The sequence below is a fragment of the Streptomyces sp. NRRL F-2664 genome, assembly GCF_000719345.1.
In the GTDB taxonomy this organism is placed as follows: domain Bacteria; phylum Actinomycetota; class Actinomycetes; order Streptomycetales; family Streptomycetaceae; genus Streptomyces.
The window spans coordinates 368,315-386,661 of the sequence record NZ_JOFX01000002.1; the positions used below are offsets into that span (position 1 = coordinate 368,315).

General features: G+C 70.2%; 15 protein-coding genes and 1 pseudogene. 9 read left to right on the top strand and 7 right to left on the bottom strand.

Annotated elements, in window-relative coordinates; all coding sequences use genetic code 11:
- The first annotated feature begins 549 nt into the window (after positions 1 to 549).
- From IF89_RS0103920 to IF89_RS45810, 4 genes are all read left to right on the top strand, one after another.
- A complete protein-coding gene (locus IF89_RS0103920; RefSeq protein ID WP_030761101.1) occupies positions 550 to 2,109 on the top strand; it encodes a nucleobase:cation symporter-2 family protein in 1,560 nt (519 codons plus the stop codon).
- Positions 2,110 to 2,191: 82 nt separating this feature from the next.
- Positions 2,192 to 2,938: a DNA repair protein RecO gene (gene recO, locus IF89_RS0103925; RefSeq protein ID WP_030761103.1), complete on the top strand. Its 747-nt coding sequence runs from the start codon at positions 2,192 to 2,194 to the stop codon at positions 2,936 to 2,938.
- An 11-nt stretch (positions 2,939 to 2,949) separates the two neighbouring features.
- Positions 2,950 to 3,777, top strand: a complete 828-nt coding sequence (locus IF89_RS0103930) for an isoprenyl transferase (RefSeq protein WP_030761105.1) — start codon at positions 2,950 to 2,952, stop codon at positions 3,775 to 3,777.
- Between the two features lie 25 nt (positions 3,778 to 3,802).
- Positions 3,803 to 4,369 (top strand): YcxB family protein, encoded by a 567-nt coding sequence (locus IF89_RS45810; protein WP_051806755.1) that lies wholly within the window; start codon positions 3,803 to 3,805, stop codon positions 4,367 to 4,369.
- Between the two features lie 96 nt (positions 4,370 to 4,465).
- Here IF89_RS45810 and IF89_RS41735 read toward each other — a convergent pair.
- Positions 4,466 to 4,780: pseudogene (locus IF89_RS41735) on the bottom strand (Fur family transcriptional regulator); the annotation flags it as partial.
- Between IF89_RS41735 and IF89_RS47440 the strand changes: the two are divergent.
- Entirely contained in the window at positions 4,712 to 4,867 is a 156-nt protein-coding gene (locus IF89_RS47440; RefSeq protein WP_234327647.1) for a hypothetical protein, read from the top strand. The pseudogene IF89_RS41735 and the gene IF89_RS47440 overlap by 69 nt on opposite strands.
- 24 nt (positions 4,868 to 4,891) lie before the next feature.
- On the opposite strand, the gene IF89_RS0103945 is transcribed toward IF89_RS47440, so the two are convergent.
- Genes IF89_RS0103945 through IF89_RS0103955 form a run of 3 tightly spaced genes read right to left on the bottom strand, consistent with a single transcriptional unit; the run spans position 4,892 to position 7,580 of the window.
- Positions 4,892 to 5,755: a metal ABC transporter permease gene (locus IF89_RS0103945; RefSeq protein ID WP_043192825.1), complete on the bottom strand. Its 864-nt coding sequence runs from the start codon at positions 5,753 to 5,755 to the stop codon at positions 4,892 to 4,894.
- Entirely contained in the window at positions 5,755 to 6,573 is an 819-nt protein-coding gene (locus tag IF89_RS0103950; RefSeq protein ID WP_420706868.1) for a metal ABC transporter ATP-binding protein, read from the bottom strand. The genes IF89_RS0103945 and IF89_RS0103950 overlap by 1 nt, the downstream gene beginning before the upstream one ends.
- Positions 6,573 to 7,580: a metal ABC transporter substrate-binding protein gene (locus IF89_RS0103955; RefSeq protein WP_030761120.1), complete on the bottom strand. Its 1,008-nt coding sequence runs from the start codon at positions 7,578 to 7,580 to the stop codon at positions 6,573 to 6,575. The genes IF89_RS0103950 and IF89_RS0103955 overlap by 1 nt, the downstream gene beginning before the upstream one ends.
- Positions 7,581 to 7,736: 156 nt before the next feature.
- Here IF89_RS0103955 and IF89_RS0103960 point away from each other — a divergent pair, with 156 nt between their 5' ends.
- Positions 7,737 to 9,119, top strand: a complete 1,383-nt coding sequence (locus tag IF89_RS0103960; RefSeq protein ID WP_030761123.1) for a glycine--tRNA ligase — start codon at positions 7,737 to 7,739, stop codon at positions 9,117 to 9,119.
- Between the two features lie 168 nt (positions 9,120 to 9,287).
- Here IF89_RS0103960 and IF89_RS0103965 read toward each other — a convergent pair whose 3' ends face one another.
- The 3 genes from IF89_RS0103965 to IF89_RS0103975 all read right to left on the bottom strand — a co-directional run bounded on the left by IF89_RS0103965 (position 9,288) and on the right by IF89_RS0103975 (position 12,652).
- Positions 9,288 to 9,881, bottom strand: coding sequence for a TetR family transcriptional regulator (locus IF89_RS0103965; RefSeq protein ID WP_030761126.1), 594 nt, complete (start codon positions 9,879 to 9,881; stop codon positions 9,288 to 9,290).
- A 21-nt stretch (positions 9,882 to 9,902) separates the two neighbouring features.
- Complete coding sequence (locus IF89_RS0103970; protein ID WP_030761129.1) at positions 9,903 to 11,009, bottom strand: aldo/keto reductase; 1,107 nt, start codon at positions 11,007 to 11,009, stop codon at positions 9,903 to 9,905.
- Between the two features lie 194 nt (positions 11,010 to 11,203).
- Positions 11,204 to 12,652 carry an MFS transporter gene (locus tag IF89_RS0103975; RefSeq protein WP_030761132.1) on the bottom strand — a complete coding sequence of 483 codons (1,449 nt, stop codon included), beginning with the start codon at positions 12,650 to 12,652 and terminating at the stop codon, positions 11,204 to 11,206.
- Between the two features lie 33 nt (positions 12,653 to 12,685).
- On the opposite strand from IF89_RS0103975, the gene dusB reads away from it, so the two are divergent.
- The 3 genes from dusB (at position 12,686) to IF89_RS37620 (ending at position 18,304) form a co-directional block, all read left to right on the top strand.
- Positions 12,686 to 13,846: a tRNA dihydrouridine synthase DusB gene (dusB, locus tag IF89_RS0103980; RefSeq protein ID WP_078628068.1), complete on the top strand. Its 1,161-nt coding sequence runs from the start codon at positions 12,686 to 12,688 to the stop codon at positions 13,844 to 13,846.
- A 364-nt stretch (positions 13,847 to 14,210) separates the two neighbouring features.
- Positions 14,211 to 16,919, top strand: coding sequence for a pyruvate, phosphate dikinase (gene ppdK / locus IF89_RS0103985; RefSeq protein WP_030761138.1), 2,709 nt, complete (start codon positions 14,211 to 14,213; stop codon positions 16,917 to 16,919).
- Between the two features lie 386 nt (positions 16,920 to 17,305).
- Positions 17,306 to 18,304 carry an ArsR/SmtB family transcription factor gene (locus IF89_RS37620; RefSeq protein ID WP_030761141.1) on the top strand — a complete coding sequence of 333 codons (999 nt, stop codon included), beginning with the start codon at positions 17,306 to 17,308 and terminating at the stop codon, positions 18,302 to 18,304.
- Positions 18,305 to 18,347 lie beyond the last annotated feature (43 nt).

Genomic DNA, 18,347 nt, shown 5'->3' on the forward strand with positions numbered 1-18,347 from the left:
CTGCGTACGCCCGGGGGGCGCGCGGAAGCGTCCGGAACCGTTCGACAGAGTGCGGTCCGACGTAACGATCCGGCCTCGCGAGGGCCGAAATCTCGCCTGGTGAACACTCCGTGGGCCGCGGAGCCGATTGCTCCGGGCCCGTTCAGGTCGCCCGCCGGGGTGCCCGGACGGGCCCTTCGCGTATGCGTCGCTGAAGCGCCGCACAGAACGTCCTGCCAGCTCACAGGCGGTGCGTCGCACGCTCGCCCGGCCGGGGCGCCCCGCCGGAAGGCCGCCGGCCCATACCCTCACCCGCGGTGCATCACCACTGGAGAAATCCACAGATCTGAAGCCCGTCGCGGTCAACAGTTTGTAGAAGTCGACGATATCTGTGAGGCCTCCCACAGGCGTTCAATTCCGGTCACACGCCGAGAAGCCGCCGCCCCGCACAGCGGGACTTCGATCCACGTGACGTACGGAAACCCTGGCGAACCAACGGGTTAGCGACCCACTTCGCCCAGGGACAACCAGATCTCCTCTCACGTACCTACCTTGAAGGGCAAGGCTGAGATGGCACGTGTCGCCGCCCGGCTTTCCACCGACGGAAAGCAGAGCACGCACCCGGTCGACGAGGTGCTCCCCCTCCCCAAGCTCGCGCTGTACGGCTTCCAGCACGTACTCGCCTTCTACGCCGGCGCGGTGATCGTCCCGATCATCGTGGGCAGCGCACTCAAGCTGAGCCCCGAACAGCTGGTCTACCTGATCAACGCGGACCTCTTCACCTGCGGCATCGCGTCGATCATCCAGGCGTGGGGCATCGGTCGGATCGGCGCGCGACTGCCGCTGATCCAGGGCGTGACCTTCACCGCCGTGTCCCCGATGATCGCCATAGGCCTCGGGGCGGGCGGCGGAACAGCCGCCCTGCTGGTCATCTACGGCGCGGTCATCACCGCCGGCATCGCCACCTTCGCCTTCGCCTGGCTGCCCGCCAAGGCGTTCCGGGCGGTCATGCGCCTCTTCCCGCCGGTCGTCACCGGCACCGTGATCACCGTACTCGGCGTCGTCCTGATCCCGGTCGGCCTCAACGACGCCGCCGGCGGCCTCGGCAGCCCCGACTTCGGCGAGCCGAAGAACTTCGCCTACGCCGGCGGCACGATGCTGTTCATCCTCGTGCTGATGAAGCTCGGCAGGCCGTTCCTCTCCAGCATCGCGATCCTCCTCGGCCTGGTCGTCGGCACCGGCGTCGCCTTCCTGCTCGGCGACGCGAAGTTCGGCGACGTCGCCAAGTCCGACTGGATCGGCGTCACCACCCCCTTCCACTTCGGCGTCCCGAAGTTCGAGTGGTTCCCGATCGTCCTGATGCTGATCGTCATGCTGATCACCATGGTCGAGACGACCGGGGACACCTACGCCGTCGGCGACATCACCGGCAAGGAGGTCGACAGCGAGACCGTGGCCCGCGCCCTGCGCGCCGACGGCGCCGCCACCGCCCTCGGCGGTGTCCTGAACTCCTTCCCGTACGTCGCCTTCGCCGAGAACGTCGGGCTCGTGCGCATGACGAAGGTGAAGAGCCGGTTCGTGGTCGTCGCCGCGGGTGTCTTCATGATCGTCCTCGGTCTGCTGCCCAAGGCCGCCGCGATCGTCGCCGCCGTTCCGCACGGAGTCCTCGGTGGCGCCGCCACCGTCATGTTCGCCATGGTCGCCCTGGCCGGTATCCAGACCCTGGGCAAGGTGGACCTCAAGGAGGAGAAGAACGCGCTGATCGTCGGCGTCTCCCTCGCCTTCGCGCTGCTCCCGGCGACCGTCCCGGTCTTCTTCACCGAACACATGGACGCCGACCTGTCCTCGCTGCTGAACAGCGGCGTCACTCTCGGAGCCACGGCTGCCATCGTGCTCAACCTCATCTTCAACGGACCGGCCAAGGACGACGCCCACGGCGCCGCTCCGGAGGAGGGGGCCAAGGCCCTCGCCGGCGCCGAGGTCGACACCGCGCCCGGCTCCGGCGCCCCCGCCGAGGGCGTCGTCGCCGACGCGGTCCCGGCGACGGTGCCGGCCCAGGCCCCCGCCGCCGCCCCCGCAACCGAGAAGGCGGGCGACGCCGACCCCTCGCCCTCCCCGTCCTCCTCCTGACCTCCCAAGGGGTGCCGACCCCTCGCCCGGACCACGACCCCGGGCGAGGGGTCGTCGCTGCCCGGTGCTGGACAATGGGCGCATGAGTCTGTTCCGCGACGACGGCATCGTGCTGCGCACCCAGAAGCTCGGCGAGGCGGACCGCATCATCACGCTGCTGACCCGCGGCCACGGCAGGGTGCGGGCCGTCGCACGGGGGGTGCGCCGCACGAAGTCCAAGTTCGGCGCCCGGCTGGAACCTTTCTCCCATGCCGACGTGCAGTTCTTCGCCCGCGGCAGCGAACTGGTCGGCCGCAGCCTGCCGCTCTGCACCCAGACCGAGATCATCGCCCCGTACGGCAACGGCATCGTCACCGACTACGCCCGCTACACCGCCGGCACCGCCATGCTGGAGACCGCCGAGCGGTTCACCGAGAACGAGGGCGAGCCCGCCGTGCAGCAGTACCTGCTGCTGGTCGGAGCCCTGCGCACGCTCTCGCGCGGCGAGCACGAACCGCACCTCATCCTCGATGCCTTCCTGCTGCGCTCGCTCGCCGTCAACGGCTACGCACCCAGCTTCGACGACTGCGCGAAGTGCGGCATCCACGGTCCCAACCGGCACTTCTCCGTCGCCGCGGGCGGGGTCGTCTGCGGGGACTGCCGCGTGCCCGGCAGCGTCGTACCCTCGTCGGAGGCCATCGCCCTGCTCAGCGCCCTGCTGACGGGCGACTGGGGGCATGCCGACGCGTGTGAGGCGCGTCACGTGCGGGAGGGCAGCGGGCTGGTCTCCGCCTATTTGCACTGGCATCTGGAGCGCGGGCTACGCTCCCTGCGATACGTCGAGAAATAGGAGCTGGGCACATGGCACGACGCGGGATTCTGGGACGCTCTCGCCGGGAGTACAAGGTTCCCGAGCCGCACCCCTCCGGTGCGGTCCCGCCGAAGATCCCCGGCGAGCGGGTCCCGAACCACGTCGCCGTCGTCATGGACGGCAACGGCCGCTGGGCCAAGGAGCGCGGCCTGCCGCGCACCGAGGGCCACAAGGTCGGCGAGGGCGTCGTGCTCGACGTGCTCAAGGGCTGCCTGGAGATGGGCGTCAAGAACCTCTCCCTGTACGCCTTCTCGACGGAGAACTGGAAGCGCTCGCCCGAAGAGGTCCGCTTCCTGATGAACTTCAACCGCGACGTCATCCGCCGCCGCCGCGACGAGATGAACGAACTCGGCATCCGCATCCGCTGGGTGGGCCGTATGCCGAAGATGTGGAAGTCGGTCGTCCAGGAGCTCCAGGTGGCGCAGGAGCAGACCGTCGACAACGACGCCATGACCCTGTACTTCTGCGTGAACTACGGCGGCCGTGCGGAGATCGCCGACGCGGCGCAGGCCATCGCCCGGGACGTGGCGGCGGGCAAGCTCGACCCGTCGAAGGTCAATGAGAAGACCTTCGCGAAGTACATCTACTACCCCGACATGCCCGACGTGGACCTGTTCCTGCGCCCGAGCGGCGAGCAGCGCACCTCCAACTACCTGATCTGGCAGAGCGCGTACGCCGAGATGGTCTTCCAGGACGTGCTGTGGCCCGACTTCGACCGGCGCAACCTGTGGGCGGCGTGCCTGGAGTACGCCCAGCGCGACCGCCGCTTCGGCGGGGCCGTCCCCAACCAGCCGGAGGGCCCGGCCGCGTCCGGCTGACGCCCCTGACTTAAGATCCCCGCCCATGGACACCACGGGCGGGGATCCGCTGTACCGGATACACGAGGCGGCCTCGGCGGGGCGGGCGGTCGCACTCCGCTACACGCCGACCGTCGCCGACATGGCGGACGGCCTGCGGGCCCACGGGCGGTCGAGGGCGGGCCGCCGCCAGCGACTGCCGTTCATCCTCATCGGCCTGGTGGGGCCCGCGTACGCCGCCGTCATCGTGGCGCAGGAGGGCGGTTCCGCCGGGTCGGCCGCGGCGCTGGCCACCGTGGGCCTCTGCGGCTGGGCCTTCGTGCTGTTCGGCCACCGGATCATGGCCGCGACGACCCGAGGGCTGCTGGCGGCGGCGGGGGAGTGCCGGGCGGTCGTCGCCGCGGAAGGCGTCACGGTCGACTCCGAGCAGGGCTCCGTCCATCTGCGCTGGAGCGCGCTGTCGGACTACGCCGAGACCGGCGCGACCTTCATGCTCTTCTCCGGCGACAAGAGGATGCTCGGCGGGGTCCTGCTCCCCAAGCGGGGCCTGACGGGTCCGGGCGACGCCGACGTGCTGCGGGCGGTCCTGGACGCGAACCTGAGGCGGCTCTAGGGGGTGTTGCGAAAGTCCTGTGCGGTGCCCGCGGTGTCCGGTGCGTGCTCTCGGCGTGCCGGGCGAAGGCCCTCGTACTGGGCGTACTCGGGGCTCCGTGTGGGCGACGTTCACGTAGCCGTGCTCGGCCGCGATGGACTCCGCCCACTTCTCCACGGCCGGACCCTCCACCTCGACGGCCCTGCCGCACTTGCGGCAGACCAGGTGGTGGTGGTGGTCGCCGGTGGAGCAGCGGCGGTACACGGACTCGCCGTCGCTGGTGCGCAGGACGTCGACCTCCCCGGCGTCCGCGAGGGACTGCAGGGTGCGGTAGACGGTGGTCAGGCCCACCGAGTCACCGCGGTGCTTGAGCATGTCGTGGAGTTCCTGGGCGCTGCGGAACTCGTCCACCTCGTCCAGCGCAGCGGCCACTGCGGCCCGCTGGCGAGTGGATCGTCCTCGTACTGGCGCGGTATTCATCTCGCCAGGCGCAGTCGCCACCGGTTCCTCCTCGTGTAGGCCTGCGGCCATTGTGCCAGCCCGCTAGACCTTCACATCGTCGCGCGTGCAGACCTCTTCGGCCGCCAGCGAGGCTCGGGCCCGGCGGCGGGCCAGGGGGCCCGAGAGGGCGGCCATCACCATGAAGACGCCGATCGCGAGCAGCACGATCGTCGCGCCCGAGGGCACGTTGATGTAGTAGGTGGCCGCAGTACCGGTCAGCGAGACGGTCACGCTGATGGTCATGGCCAGGCCCAGTGTCGTGGCGAAGCTACGGGTGAGCCGCTGGGCGGCGGCGACCGGGATCACCAGCATCGCGCTGACCAGGAGCAGGCCGACGATGCGCATGGCGACGGTGACGGTGACGGCGGCGGTGACCGCCATCAGCAGGTTCAGGGCGCGCACCGGCAGCCCGGTGACCCGGGCGAACTCCTCGTCCTGGCAGACGGCGAAGAGCTGCCTGCGCAGACCGATCGCGACGGCGAGGACGAAGGCGGCGAGCAGGGCCATGGCGGTCACGTCCTCGGTCGCGACCGTGGTGATCGAGCCGAACATGGAGCCCAGCAGGCTGGCCGTCTGGCCGCCCCCGAGATTGATGATCATGACGCCGCCGGCGAGGCCGCCGTAGAAGAGCATCGCGAGGGCGACGTCTCCGCTGGTCCTGCCGCGGGTGCGGATCAGCTCCATGCCGACGGCGCCGACGACGGCGACGAGGGTGGCCATCCAGACGGGGCTGGTCTGCAGCACGAAGCCGAGGGCGACGCCCGTCATCGCCACGTGGCCGAGGCCGTCGCCCATGAGGGCCTGGCGGCGCTGGACGAGGTACGTACCGATGGCGGGGGCCGTGATGCCGACCAGCGCGGCCGCGATCAGCGCGCGCTGCATGAAGGCGTAGTCGAGGATGTCCATCAGCTCAGCAGTCCCGTCCGCAGGGGCTCGGCGTCGTGCGCCGCGTGGGGGTGAACGTGGTCGTGGCCGGGCAGGGCGTGCTGGCCCACGGCCTCCGGCGGCGGCCCGTCGTGGACGACGCAGCCGTCGCGCAGGACGACGGCGCGGTCGATCAGGGGCTCCAGGGGGCCCAGCTCGTGCAGGACGAGCAGGACGGTGGAGCCGGCGGCGACCTGCGCGCGCAGGGCGCTCGCCAGGACCTCCTGGTTGGCGAGGTCCACGCCGGCCATCGGCTCGTCCATGATCAGCAGTTCGGGTTCGACGGCGAGGGCCCGGGCGATGAGGACGCGCTGGTGCTGGCCGCCGGAGAGGGCGTCCACCGAGACGTCGGCGTGGGAGTCCATGCCGACCAGGGCCAGGGCGCGCCCGATGGCGTCCTTGTCGGCCTTGCGCAGGAGCCCGAAGCGGGAGCGGGCGAGCCGGCCGGCGGAGACGACCTCGCGGACGGTGGCCGGGACGCCGCCGGCGGCGGTGGTGCGCTGGGGGACGTACCCGACGCGCGACCAGTCGCGGAAGCGCTTGAACTCCGTGCCGAAGAGGCTGAGCGAGCCGTCGGTCAGCGGGACCTGGCCCACCACGGCGCGGACGGCCGTGGACTTGCCGGAGCCGTTGGCGCCGAGCAGGGCGACGACCTCGCCGCGGTGGACGGCGAGGTCGATTCCGCGCAGCACGGGGCGCGAGCCGAGCGAGGCCCGGGCCCCGCGCAGGGATATGACGGGCCGGTCGTCGGCCGGCCGGGGCGGGGACTGCATGGCTCGCGCCTCCGTTGCTGCTGTCATCACTTGGCTCCGAGTGCCTTCTGCAGGTTCTTGAGGTTGGACCGCATGACCTCGAAGTAGTCGGCGCCCTGGGACGTGTCGGTGATGCCCTCGATCGGGTCGAGGACGTCGGTCTTCAGGCCGGTGTCCGCGGCGAGGGTCTTGGCCGTCTTGTCACTGGCCAGCGTCTCGAAGAACACGGTGGTGACATTGTCCTTCTTCGCGACCGCCTGCAGCTCCTTCATCCGGGCCGGGCTGGGCTCGGACTCGGGGTCGACGCCGGAGATGCCCTCCTGGTCGAGGCCGTAGCGCTCGGCGAGGTACCCGAAGGCGGAGTGGGTGGTGATGAAGGTCCGGGACGCCGTGTTCTTCAGGCCGTCCTTGAACTCGGTGTCCAATGCGGTCAGCTTGCCGACCAGTTCGTCGGTGTTCTTCTTGTAGTCCGCCGCGTGGTCCGGGTCGGCCTTCTCCAGGGCCGCGCCCACGCCCTTGGCGATCTCCGCGTACTTGACGGGGTCGAGCCAGACGTGCGGGTCGGTGCCGGACTCGCCGTGGCTGTCGTCGTGGCCGCCCTCGGCGTGCGCCTCGCCCTCCGCGTGCGCCTCGCCCTCGGCGTGCGGCTGTTCGGAGCCGTGGTCGTGGCCGGAGTCGCCGTGGGCCTCCAGCTCGGTGAGGGTGGCGGCGTCGACGATGCTCTTCACACCGGACTGGGCGACGGCCTTGTCGACGGCGGGCTGGAGGTTCTTCAGGTAAAGGACCACGTCGGCCTCGCCGAGCTGCGCGGTCTGCTTGGGAGTGATCTCCAGGTCGTGCGGTTCGACGCCCGGCTTGGTCAGGCCGTCGACCTTCACGTGCTCCTTGCCGATCTGCTCGGCGACGAACTGCAGGGGGTAGAAGGACGCCGTCACGCCGAGCTTGCCGTCCTTGCCGCCCACGGCTTCCGCTCCGGAGCAGGAGGTCAGGGCCGTGGTGCCGAGGGCTACGGCGCCGGCGAGGACGGCGGTGGGTATGAGGCGTCGTACGTTCATGACATCCATTTTCATCAAAAATGGAAACGGTTGTCAAAAACCCAGGTGGGGGCCGGGAGCGGGCGGGGCGTGGAAGGGGAACCGATTTGAAAGGGGGGGTGCGGGCGCCGGTAACCTAGGGACTTCGCCGTTCGTCCTCGTAATGAAGAGAGCACCGTGGCCGCCGACAAGATCGACACCATCGTCAGCCTGAGCAAGCGCCGTGGCTTCGTTTTCCCCTGCAGTGAGATCTACGGCGGCTCCAGGGCTGCCTGGGATTACGGTCCGCTGGGTGTCGAGCTCAAGGAGAACATCAAGCGCCAGTGGTGGAAGGCGATGGTCACCGGGCGTGAGGACGTCGTCGGTCTCGACTCGTCCGTGATCCTGGCCCCCGAGGTCTGGGTGGCCTCCGGCCACGTCGCCACGTTCTCGGACCCGCTGACCGAGTGCACCTCCTGCCACAAGCGCCACCGCGCCGACCACCTGGAAGAGGCGTACGAGGCCAAGCACGGCCGACTTCCCGAGAACGGCCTGGCCGACGTCAACTGCCCCAACTGCGGCGTGAAGGGCCAGTTCACCGAGCCCAAGCAGTTCTCCGGCATGCTGGAGACCCACCTCGGCCCGACCCAGGACACTGGCTCGAAGGCGTACCTGCGCCCCGAGACCGCCCAGGGCATCTTCACGCAGTTCGCGCAGGTCCAGGTGACCTCGCGGAAGAAGCCGCCCTTCGGCATCGCGCAGATGGGCAAGTCCTTCCGCAACGAGATCACGCCGGGCAACTTCATCTTCCGCACCCGCGAGTTCGAGCAGATGGAGATGGAGTTCTTCGTCAAGCCGGGCGAGGACGAGCAGTGGCAGGAGTACTGGATGCAGGAGCGGTGGAACTGGTACCGCGACCTGGGCATCCGCGAGGAGAACATCCGCTGGTACGAGCACCCGAAGGAGAAGCTGTCCCACTACTCGAAGCGCACCGCCGACATCGAGTACCGCTTCAACTTCGGCGGCAGCGAGTTCTCCGAGCTGGAGGGTGTCGCGAACCGCACCGACTACGACCTGAAGGCGCACTCCGCGGCCTCCGGCCAGGACCTCACCTTCTTCGACCAGGAGGCCGGTGAGCGCTACACCCCGTACGTCATCGAGCCGGCAGCCGGTGTCAACCGCGCCATGCTCGCCTTCATGCTGGACGCGTACAACGAGGACGAGGCGCCGAACGCCAAGGGCGTCATGGAGAAGCGCACCGTGATGCGCCTCGACCCGCGCCTGTCCCCGATCAAGGTCGCCGTCCTGCCGCTGTCCCGCAACGCGCAGCTGTCGCCCAAGGCCAAGGGCCTGGCCGCCGACCTGCGCAAGAACTGGAACATCGAGTTCGACGACGCGGGCGCCATCGGCCGCCGCTACCGCCGCCAGGACGAGATCGGTACGCCGTTCTGCGTCACCGTCGACTTCGACACCCTGGACGACAACGCGGTGACCGTGCGCGAGCGCGACACCATGAAGCAGGAGCGCGTCTCCCTGGACCAGATCCAGGGCTACCTCGGCAGCCGCCTGCTCGGCTGCTGACCCCGCAGGACGAACGGCCGGTGGCCCGGCGCGCAGCCCGCGCGCCGGGCCACCGGCCGTTGCCGTCGGCCGCGCGGGCAGCCCGTCGGGGCGCCGGCCCGGGCAGCGGACGGGGCGACCCGTTCCGGATGGCCCGGCGCGGACCGGGCGGGCACAGACGGGCGGGCGTCAGGGGCGCAGGCCCCGGATCACCAGAGCGGTGACCGCCTCGAACTCCGCCACGATGGTCGGGGAGAACCACTCCGCCGCGAACTGGGGGTCGTGGAACCGCCCGGTGGCGTCGAAGACCGCCCTGGCCGCGGCCGGTACGTCGGGCGCCGCGAGCGAGCCGTCGGCGACGCCCTGGGCGATGATCCGGGCCAACTGGTCGATCAGCTCGGTCAGATGCTGCTCCACCGTCCCGCTGTTCTCGGCGAGGAGCACGGTGTAGGTCGCGAACAGCTCCGGATCGTCACCCGCCTTGTGGCGCTTGGCCTCGAACAGCGCCTCCAGCCAGGCTTCCAGCTTGGACGGCGCGCTCTCGGCGGAATCCGAGGCGATCTGATCCAGCACGACGACGCTCCTGGCGAGCCAGCGGTCGGTGACGGCCTCGCGCAGTGCGGCCTTCGAGGGGAAGTGCCGGTAGACGCTGCCGTGGCTGACACCCAGCGCACGTGCCACGTCCACCACCGTCGCCTTGGTGGGACCGAAGCGTCGCAGCACCTCCTCGGTGGTTTCGAGGATGCGCTCGGGGGTCAGGGGCTCGGCGGCAGCGGGTGGCATGGATACGACCGTACCGCCAGCTCAGTGCTCGCTGTCGAGGTGGGCCATCTGCGCCGCCGGATACCGCTCGCCCGCTGCCGCCCCGACGGGCACGGCCTCCTCGATGGCGGCCAGGTCTCCCGCGCTGAGGGCGAGGTCCATGGCACCCAGTGCCTCGGCGAGGCGGTCCCGGCGCCGGGCGCCCACCAGCGGCACGATGTCCTCGCCCCGCGAGAGCACCCAGGCGATGGCGGTCTGGGCGACGCTCACCCCCCTGTCGTCGGCGACCTTGCGCAGGGCCTCGACGAGGTCGAGGTTCCGGTCGAGGTTCTCGCCCTGGAAGCGGGGGCTCATCCCGCGGAAGTCGCCCGCAGCCAGGGCGCGGTCGCGGGTGAAGTGTCCGCTGATCAGGCCGCGGGACAGCACCCCGTAGGCCGTGACGCCTATGCCCAGCTCGCGTGCCGTCGGCAGGATGTCCTGCTCGATCCCGCGGGATATCAGGGAGTACTCGATCTGGAGGTCGGAGATCGGCGCCGCGGTGGCGGCCCGGCGCAGGGTCTCGGCGCCCACCTCGGAGAGGCCGATGTGGCGCACGTGCCCGGCTCGGACGGCTTCGGCGATCGCGCCGACGGTCTCCTCGATCGGCACGTCCGGGTCCACACGGGCGATCCGGTAGACGTCGATGTGGTCCCGCCCGAGCCGCTGGAGCGAGTAGGCAAGGAAGTTCCTGACGGCGTCCGGGCGCCCGTCATAGCCGGTGAAGCCGCCCTCCACCGTGCGCAGCGCGCCGAACTTGACGCTGGTCAGCGCCCGGTCGCGGGCCGCCGGGGGCGCGGTGCGCAGGGCTTCGGCGATCAGCAGTTCGTTGTGCCCCATGCCGTAGAAGTCGCCGGTGTCGAGCAACGCGCTCGCGCCCTCGGGCACGGCGTCCAGATACGCGTGGATGGTCGCGATGGACTCCGAGCGGTCGGCCTCCCCGTACAGGGCGGACATCCCCATGCAGCCCAGCCCGACCGGAAAGACCGTGGGGCCGGTGCGGCCGAGGCGCCGAGGAGGGGCGGCGGTCGTGGGCGCCGCAAGTGGTGTCGGCGTCGTAGGAGTGCCGGCGGAGCCGGCGGTGGTCGCGTCGATGCTCTCGTGCGTCGTCATGAAACGAGAATGGCATGGCGGATGACAGATTTCAATATCTGTCACCCGTCAGGACGGCTGCGCCGCGCCGGCGCATGTCGCCGACGCGATCAGGACATGGAACAGGGCGGAGGACGAGGACACACGGCGAGCGGCGTGAACGACGCGCGGGTCCCAGCGGCCCGGCCCTCGCGTCGTTGCACCGCCGCGAGGCCTCAGGGGCGGGAAGATCCCACGGTCGCCGCGGGGCCGGCCGGCTCCTGCAGGGCGCGGGCGGTGCGTTCGGCCGTCGCCCGGGCCCAGCTGCCGCTCGTCGCCGCGCCCACGACGAGGACCAGCAGCCCGCACAGGGTGATGATCCACCAGGCCGGCTGGGCCGCCCCCGAGAAGTCGGCGCCGCCCGCCAGCCCGGCCGCCAGCACCGAGCCGATGACCGCGACGCCCAGCGTGCCGCCCGTCTGCCGGCTGGTGGAGGCGATGGCCGCCGCCACACCCGCCTGCGAGCGCGGCATCCCGGACACCGCGGTGTTGGTGATCGGCGCGTTCACCATGCCGAAGCCGAGCCCGAACAGCACGTACCCGGTGAACAGGAGCGGATTGGAGGTCTCCGCCTCGAACAGGGCGAACAGCAGCCCGCTCCCCGCCATCGCCACCCCCGCGATCAGCAGGCAGATCCGCGGCCCCCGGCTGCCCACCAGCCGCCCCGCCAGCGGCGCGAACAGCACGGTCAGGCCGGCCATCGGCAGCATGTACAGCCCCGCGTGCAGCGCGCTGAGCCCCCGTACGTCCTGGAGGTAGAGCGTGTTGAGGAAGAGGAAGCCGGCCAGTCCGGCGAAGGCGCTGATCGCGATCACCGTCGAGCCGCTGAACGGCGCGCTGCGGAAGAACCGGAGGTCGATCAGCGGCTCTGCGCGCCGCGGCTCGTACACGAGCAGCCCCACGAAGGAGGCGAGGGCCACCACCGCGCACCCCATGATCAGCGGCGAGCGCCAGCCCGCGGCGGGAGCCTCGATGATCCCGTACGTCAGGCTGCCGAGCAGGGCGATGACCAGTACCTGACCCAGCGGGTCCGGGCGGCGCGGCCGGGCCGCCCGGGATTCCGGGATGTGCCGCAGGGTGAGGGCGAGCGCCACCAGCCCGATCGGGATGTTGATCAGGAAGATCGAGCGCCAGCCCACGGAGTCCACCAGCGCCCCGCCGATCAGGGGGCCCGCCGCCATGGAGATGCCGCCGACCGCGCCCCACACGCCGATCGCCCGGGCCCGCTCGGCCGGGTCGGTGAAGGTGTTGGTGATGATCGACATCGCGACCGGGTTGAGCATCGCGCCGCCGACCGCCTGCACCATCCGGAAGACGATGAGCCAGCCGAGGCTGGGCGCGAGCGCGCAGAGCAGGGAACCCAGGCCGAAGGCCAGCAGCCCCGCGACGAACACCTTGCGGCGGCCGATCCGGTCCGCCGTGGAGCCCATGAGCATCAGCAGCGAGGCAAGGACGAGGGTGTACGCGTCGATGCTCCACTGCAGCCCCGCGACCGAGGCGTCCAGCTCGCGGCGCATCGAGGGGAGCGCGACGTTCAGCACGGTGTTGTCGAGGCTGACGATGAGCAGGCTCATGCAGCAGATCGCCAGGACGATCGTGCGCTGCCGGTGACTCGGCTCGATCATGCGCCGATGCTACGTCCGCGCGACCCCCTCGGCATGCGGGACAATGGGCGGATGACCACGCTCCCCCCGCCGCTCGCGATCGGCCCGCACACCGTGCAGCCCCCGGTGGTGCTCGCCCCCATGGCCGGCATCACCAATGCCCCGTTCCGTACCCTCTGCCGGGAGTTCTCGGGCGGCAAGGGGCTGTTCGTGAGCGAGATGATCACGACCCGCGCTCTGGTCGAGCGCAACGAGAAGACCATGCAGCTGATCCACTTCGACGAGACCGAGAAGCCCCGGTCGATTCAGCTGTACGGGGTCGACCCGGTGACGGTCGGCAAGGCGGTCCGGATGATCGTCGAGGAGGACCGCGCCGACCACATCGACCTGAACTTCGGCTGCCCCGTCCCCAAGGTCACCCGCAAGGGTGGCGGCTCGGCGCTCCCGTACAAGCGCAACCTGCTGCGCGCGATCCTGCGCGAGGCCGTCGCCGGGGCGGGCGACCTGCCGGTGACGATGAAGATGCGCAAGGGCATCGACGACGACCACCTCACCTATCTCGACGCCGGCCGCATCGCCGTCGAGGAGGGGGTCACCGCCATCGCCCTGCACGGCCGGACCACCGCCCAGCACTACGGCGGCACCGCCGACTGGGACGCCATCGCGCGGCTCAAGGAGCACGTGCCGGAGATACCGGTCCTCGGCAACGGCGACATCTGGTGCGCGGAGGACGCCCTGCGCATGGTCCGCGAGACCGGCTGCGACGGCGTGGTCGTGGGCAGGGGCTGCCTGGGACGCCCCTGGCTCTTCAACGACCTGGTGGCGGCCTTCGAGGGCCGGCCGGAGGACTTCCACCGTCCGACGCTGCGCGAGGTCGCGCAGACCATGCACCGGCACGCCCAGCTGCTGGGGGAGTGGATCGGTGACGAGACGCGCGGCGTGATCGACTTCCGTAAGCACGTCGCCTGGTACCTGAAGGGCTTCTCGGTCGGTTCGGAGATGCGCAAGAAGCTCGCGGTGACCTCGTCGCTGGTCGAGTTGAGCGCTCATCTGAGCGAGCTCGATCTGGATCAAGCCTGGCCGGAGAGTGCCGACGGTCCGCGCGGCCGGACGTCCGGAAACAACCGAGTTGTCCTGCCGGACGGCTGGCTGAAGGATCCGTACGACTGCGCCGGTGTGAGCGAGGACGCGGAACTGGACACCTCCGGAGGCTGACAAATCGCCCTGCGTGGTGCGTGATATACACCACGCATGGGAGAGGTTTCGCTCAGATGAGCAGATAAGTCACGGGTAAGACTTTCAAAGGGTGGCACTGGGTGCCACCCTTTGTGCGTTCAAGACTTGAACGCAAATGTATCGATGATCGCTCATCCGAGCGTGAACAAGCCTCACGAGCCCCTTCCTCCTTCGGGACCTGAACGCTGATCGGCCTTTCTGGTTACCCTTGAGTTACTTTCGATCTGCTGGCGCACGGGTGGTTACAGCCGTATGACGGCCAAGTGGACGTACCCAGAAGCCTTCGATCTGGGTATGTTCCTGGCCGTCAGGGCAGCCACCGAGCCTCGAGGAGTCGAGACCCGTGTCGGAAAACAAAGATCAGAAGTTCGTCTACGACTTCACCGAGGGCAATCGCGACCTCAAGGACCTCCTCGGCGGCAAGGGAGCCAACCTCGCCGAGATGACCAACCTGGGTCTCCCGGTTCCTCCCGGCTTCACCATCACCACCGAGGCCTGCAAGGTCTACCTCGAGAGCGGCTCGGCCCCGGCCGCGCTGCGCGACGAGGTCAGTGCCCACCTTGCGGCGCTCGAGTCGAAGATGGGCAAGAAGCTCGGTCAGTCGGACGACCCGCTGCTGGTCTCCGTGCGTTCCGGCGCCAAGTTCTCCATGCCCGGCATGATGGACACCGTCCTCAACATCGGCCTCTCCGACGAGTCGGTCGCCGGCCTCGCCGCCCAGGCCGGTGACGAGCGGTTCGCGTGGGACTCGTACCGCCGCCTGATCCAGATGTTCGGCAAGACGGTCCTCGGCGTCGAGGGCGAGCTCTTCGAGGACGCCCTGGACGAGGCCAAGGCCGCCAAGAAGGTCACCGTCGACACCGACCTCGACGCCGCCGACCTGAAGAAGCTCGTCAAGGTCTTCAAGAAGATCGTGGCGAAGGAGGCCGGCCGCGAGTTCCCGCAGGACGCCCGCGAGCAGATGGACCTCGCGGTCGAGGCCGTCTTCAACTCCTGGAACACCGACCGCGCCAAGCTCTACCGCCGCCAGGAGCGCATCCCGAGCGACCTGGGCACCGCGGTCAACGTCTGCTCCATGGTCTTCGGCAACCTCGGCCCCGACTCCGGCACCGGCGTCGCCTTCACCCGCGACCCCGCCAGCGGCCACGCGGGCGTCTACGGCGACTACCTCCAGAACGCCCAGGGCGAGGACGTCGTCGCCGGCATCCGCAACACCGTGCCGCTCGCTGACCTGGAGTCCATCGACAAGGCCTCGTACGACCAGCTCATGACGATCATGAGCACGCTGGAGACCCACTACAAGGACCTCTGCGACATCGAGTTCACGATCGAGCGCGGTCAGCTGTGGATGCTCCAGACGCGCGTCGGCAAGCGCACCGCCGGCGCCGCCTTCCGCATCGCCACCCAGCTCGTGGACCAGGGCCTGATCGACGAGGCCGAGGCCCTCCAGCGGGTCAGCGGCCACCAGCTCGCGCAGCTGATGTTCCCGCGCTTCGACGAGGGCGCCAAGACCACCCTGCTGGGCCGCGGCATCGCCGCCTCCCCGGGCGCGGCGGTCGGCAAGGCCGTCTTCGACTCCTACACGGCCGTGAAGTGGTCCCGGTCCGGCGAGAAGGTCATCCTGATCCGCCGTGAGACCAACCCGGACGACCTGGACGGCATGATCGCCTCCGAGGGCATCCTGACCTCGCGGGGCGGCAAGACCTCCCACGCCGCCGTCGTCGCCCGCGGCATGGGCAAGACCTGCGTCTGCGGTGCCGAGGAACTCGACGTCGACACCAAGCGCCGCCGCATGACGGTCGGCGACACGGTCATCGAAGAGGGCGACGTCGTCTCCATCGACGGCTCCACCGGCAAGGTCTACCTCGGCGAGGTACCCGTCGTACCGTCCCCGGTCGTCGAGTACTTCGAGGGCCGCATGCACGCCGGCGCCGACGACGCCGACGAGCTGGTCGCCGCCGTGCACCGGATCATGGCCTACGCGGACCGCGTGCGCCGCCTGCGGGTGCGCGCCAACGCCGACAACGCCGAGGACGCGCTGCGCGCCCGCCGCTTCGGCGCCCAGGGCATCGGCCTGTGCCGCACCGAGCACATGTTCCTCGGTGAGCGCCGCGAGATGGTCGAGCGCCTGATCCTCGCCGACACCGACGACGAGCGCGAAGAGGCACTCAGTGCCCTGCTGCCGCTGCAGAAGCAGGACTTCATCGAGCTGTTCGAGGCGATGGACGGCCTGCCCGTCACCGTCCGCCTGCTCGACCCGCCGCTGCACGAGTTCCTGCCCGACATCACCGAGCTGTCGGTGCGCGTCGCCCTCGCCGAGTCCCGCAAGGACGCCAACGAGAACGATCTGCGCCTGCTCCAGGCCGTCCACAAGCTGCACGAGCAGAACCCGATGCTGGGCCTGCGCGGCGTCCGCCTGGGCCTGGTCATCCCCGGCCTGTTCGCCATGCAGGTCCGGGCGATCGCCGAGGCCGCGGCCGAGCGCAAAAACGCCAAGGGCGACCCGCGGGTCGAGATCATGATCCCGCTCGTGGGCACCGTTCAGGAGCTGGAGATCGTCCGCGAGGAGGCCGACGCGGTCATCGCCGAGGTCGAGGCCGCCACCGGCACCACCCTCAAGCTCTCCATCGGCACCATGATCGAGCTGCCGCGCGCCGCCCTGACGGCCGCCCAGATCGCCGAGGCCGCGCAGTTCTTCTCCTTCGGCACCAACGACCTGACCCAGACGGTGTGGGGCTTCTCCCGCGACGACGTCGAGGCCAGCTTCTTCACCGCGTACCTGGAGAAGGGCATCTTCGGGGTCTCGCCCTTCGAGACCATCGACAAGGACGGTGTCGGCTCCCTCGTCCGCCACGCGGTGGAGCAGGGCCGGGCCACGCGTCCGGACCTCAAGCTCGGCGTCTGCGGCGAGCACGGCGGTGACCCCGAGTCCGTCCACTTCTTCCACGAGGTCGGCCTCGACTACGTCTCCTGCTCGCCCTTCCGGATCCCGGTGGCGCGCCTGGAGGCCGGCCGCGCCGCCGCCGAGGCGAAGGGCAGCGACAGCCGCTGACTCCGCCGGGCCCCCAGGGGCCCCACAGACCGCGCTCGTCCCCGGGTTCCCTGACTGCCCGGGGGCGGGCGCGCCTCATTTGTTTGTTCAACAAGTCTTAACGCCAGCAGGCGGTGGACGGATCCCCACCCGTCCACCGCCGCTGTCATTCTGCCGGGCACGTCGGCGCTTCCCAGTGCGACCGACCGCCAGGCCCCGCAAAGCCCCCCACGGCCTTCGCGGAGCGTTTCGGTCGCACCGGAGTGTGCCCGGCGGAGTACAGGATTTCGGTTGTCACGCCCCTGCCGAAAGGGGTTTCAACTGTGGCCGAAAGGGCGTGGTGACCACGTGTGACTGCGTGCATACTCATGGGGCGGGGGGATTGCGGTTGCACAGGTGGGGGTTCGGTGCTGCGTATCCATTTCACTGGAGTGGACCTGGCACGTGTACGGATGGCAGGGCGTCCCGATGCGTTGTGGGAAACCATTCTCAGCTTTCACCGCTTAAGAGACCGGCGTGACGCCCGGTTGTTCGGTGAATGGCGTACTGAAACCCGGAGCAGGTTGAATAGTGAAACACGCACGCTCGGTATGCTCATACCGAGTCGTGGTTATTTCCCGGATTTCCTGACCCCTGTGGAGGGGCAGTACGGGTGGGACGTGGGCCTCGACGCGCTGCGCGGGATCCGTCCCGAGCGGATGCGCCGCGAGCTCCAGCTCCTCGGTGCCGGGGCGCCCACAACGCCGCGGCTGCGGGACTTCATGGAGGGCGGCACCAAGCAGCTGCCCCGGCTCATGGGCGAGCTGCGCGCCTACCACCGGGCCGCCGTGGAGCCGTACTGGACCCACATACAGGCCCAGATAGAAGCCGAACGGGCGGCACGCGGCCGCGCGTTGCTCGACGGCGGCGCCGACGAGCTGCTGGCCTCGCTGCCGCCCATGCTGCGCTGGCGGGCCCCGGTGCTGGAGTGCGACTACCCGGTGGACCGGGACGTCCGGCTGCGCGGGCGCGGGCTGCTGCTCCAGCCGTCCTTCTTCTGCCGGCGCACCGCGGTGACCCTGCACGACCCGGAGCTGCCCCCGGTGCTGGTCTACCCCGCCGCCGCGCAGCTCGCCTCCGCCCCCGGCAGCGGCGAGGCGGCCCGGCCGGCGGAGGAGCAGCGCCACAGGACCCTCGGCAAGCTGGTCGGGCACACCCGCTCGGTGGTGCTGCGGGCCATCGGGGACGGCGCCACCACCAGCGAGCTGGCGCGCCGTGCGGGTGTCTCGCTGGCCTCCGCGAGCCAGCACGCCTGCGTGATGCGCGAAGCGGGCCTGGTCACCACCCTGCGCCGCGGCAATGCCGTCCTGCACACCGTGACCCCGCTGGGGGCGGCCCTCCTCAAGGGCGGGGCGGTGGCCTCCTGAGACGCCGGCGGCCCCCGGCCCTGGAGGGGTCGGGGGCCGCCGG

Excerpts from the sequence above, each read along its gene's own strand:
- IF89_RS0103920 (WP_030761101.1), top strand. The coding sequence starts at position 550 with ATGGCACGTGTCGCCGCCCGGCTTTCCACCGACGGAAAGCAGAGCACG.
- recO (WP_030761103.1), top strand. The coding sequence starts at position 2,192 with ATGAGTCTGTTCCGCGACGACGGCATCGTGCTGCGCACCCAGAAGCTC.
- IF89_RS0103930 (WP_030761105.1), top strand. The coding sequence starts at position 2,950 with ATGGCACGACGCGGGATTCTGGGACGCTCTCGCCGGGAGTACAAGGTT.
- IF89_RS45810 (WP_051806755.1), top strand. The coding sequence starts at position 3,803 with ATGGACACCACGGGCGGGGATCCGCTGTACCGGATACACGAGGCGGCC.
- IF89_RS0103945 (WP_043192825.1), bottom strand. The coding sequence starts at position 5,755 with ATGGACATCCTCGACTACGCCTTCATGCAGCGCGCGCTGATCGCGGCC.
- IF89_RS0103950 (WP_420706868.1), bottom strand. The coding sequence starts at position 6,573 with ATGACAGCAGCAACGGAGGCGCGAGCCATGCAGTCCCCGCCCCGGCCG.
- IF89_RS0103955 (WP_030761120.1), bottom strand. The coding sequence starts at position 7,580 with ATGAACGTACGACGCCTCATACCCACCGCCGTCCTCGCCGGCGCCGTA.
- IF89_RS0103965 (WP_030761126.1), bottom strand. The coding sequence starts at position 9,881 with ATGCCACCCGCTGCCGCCGAGCCCCTGACCCCCGAGCGCATCCTCGAA.
- IF89_RS0103970 (WP_030761129.1), bottom strand. The coding sequence starts at position 11,009 with ATGACGACGCACGAGAGCATCGACGCGACCACCGCCGGCTCCGCCGGC.
- IF89_RS0103975 (WP_030761132.1), bottom strand. The coding sequence starts at position 12,652 with ATGATCGAGCCGAGTCACCGGCAGCGCACGATCGTCCTGGCGATCTGC.
- dusB (WP_078628068.1), top strand. The coding sequence starts at position 12,686 with ATGCGGGACAATGGGCGGATGACCACGCTCCCCCCGCCGCTCGCGATC.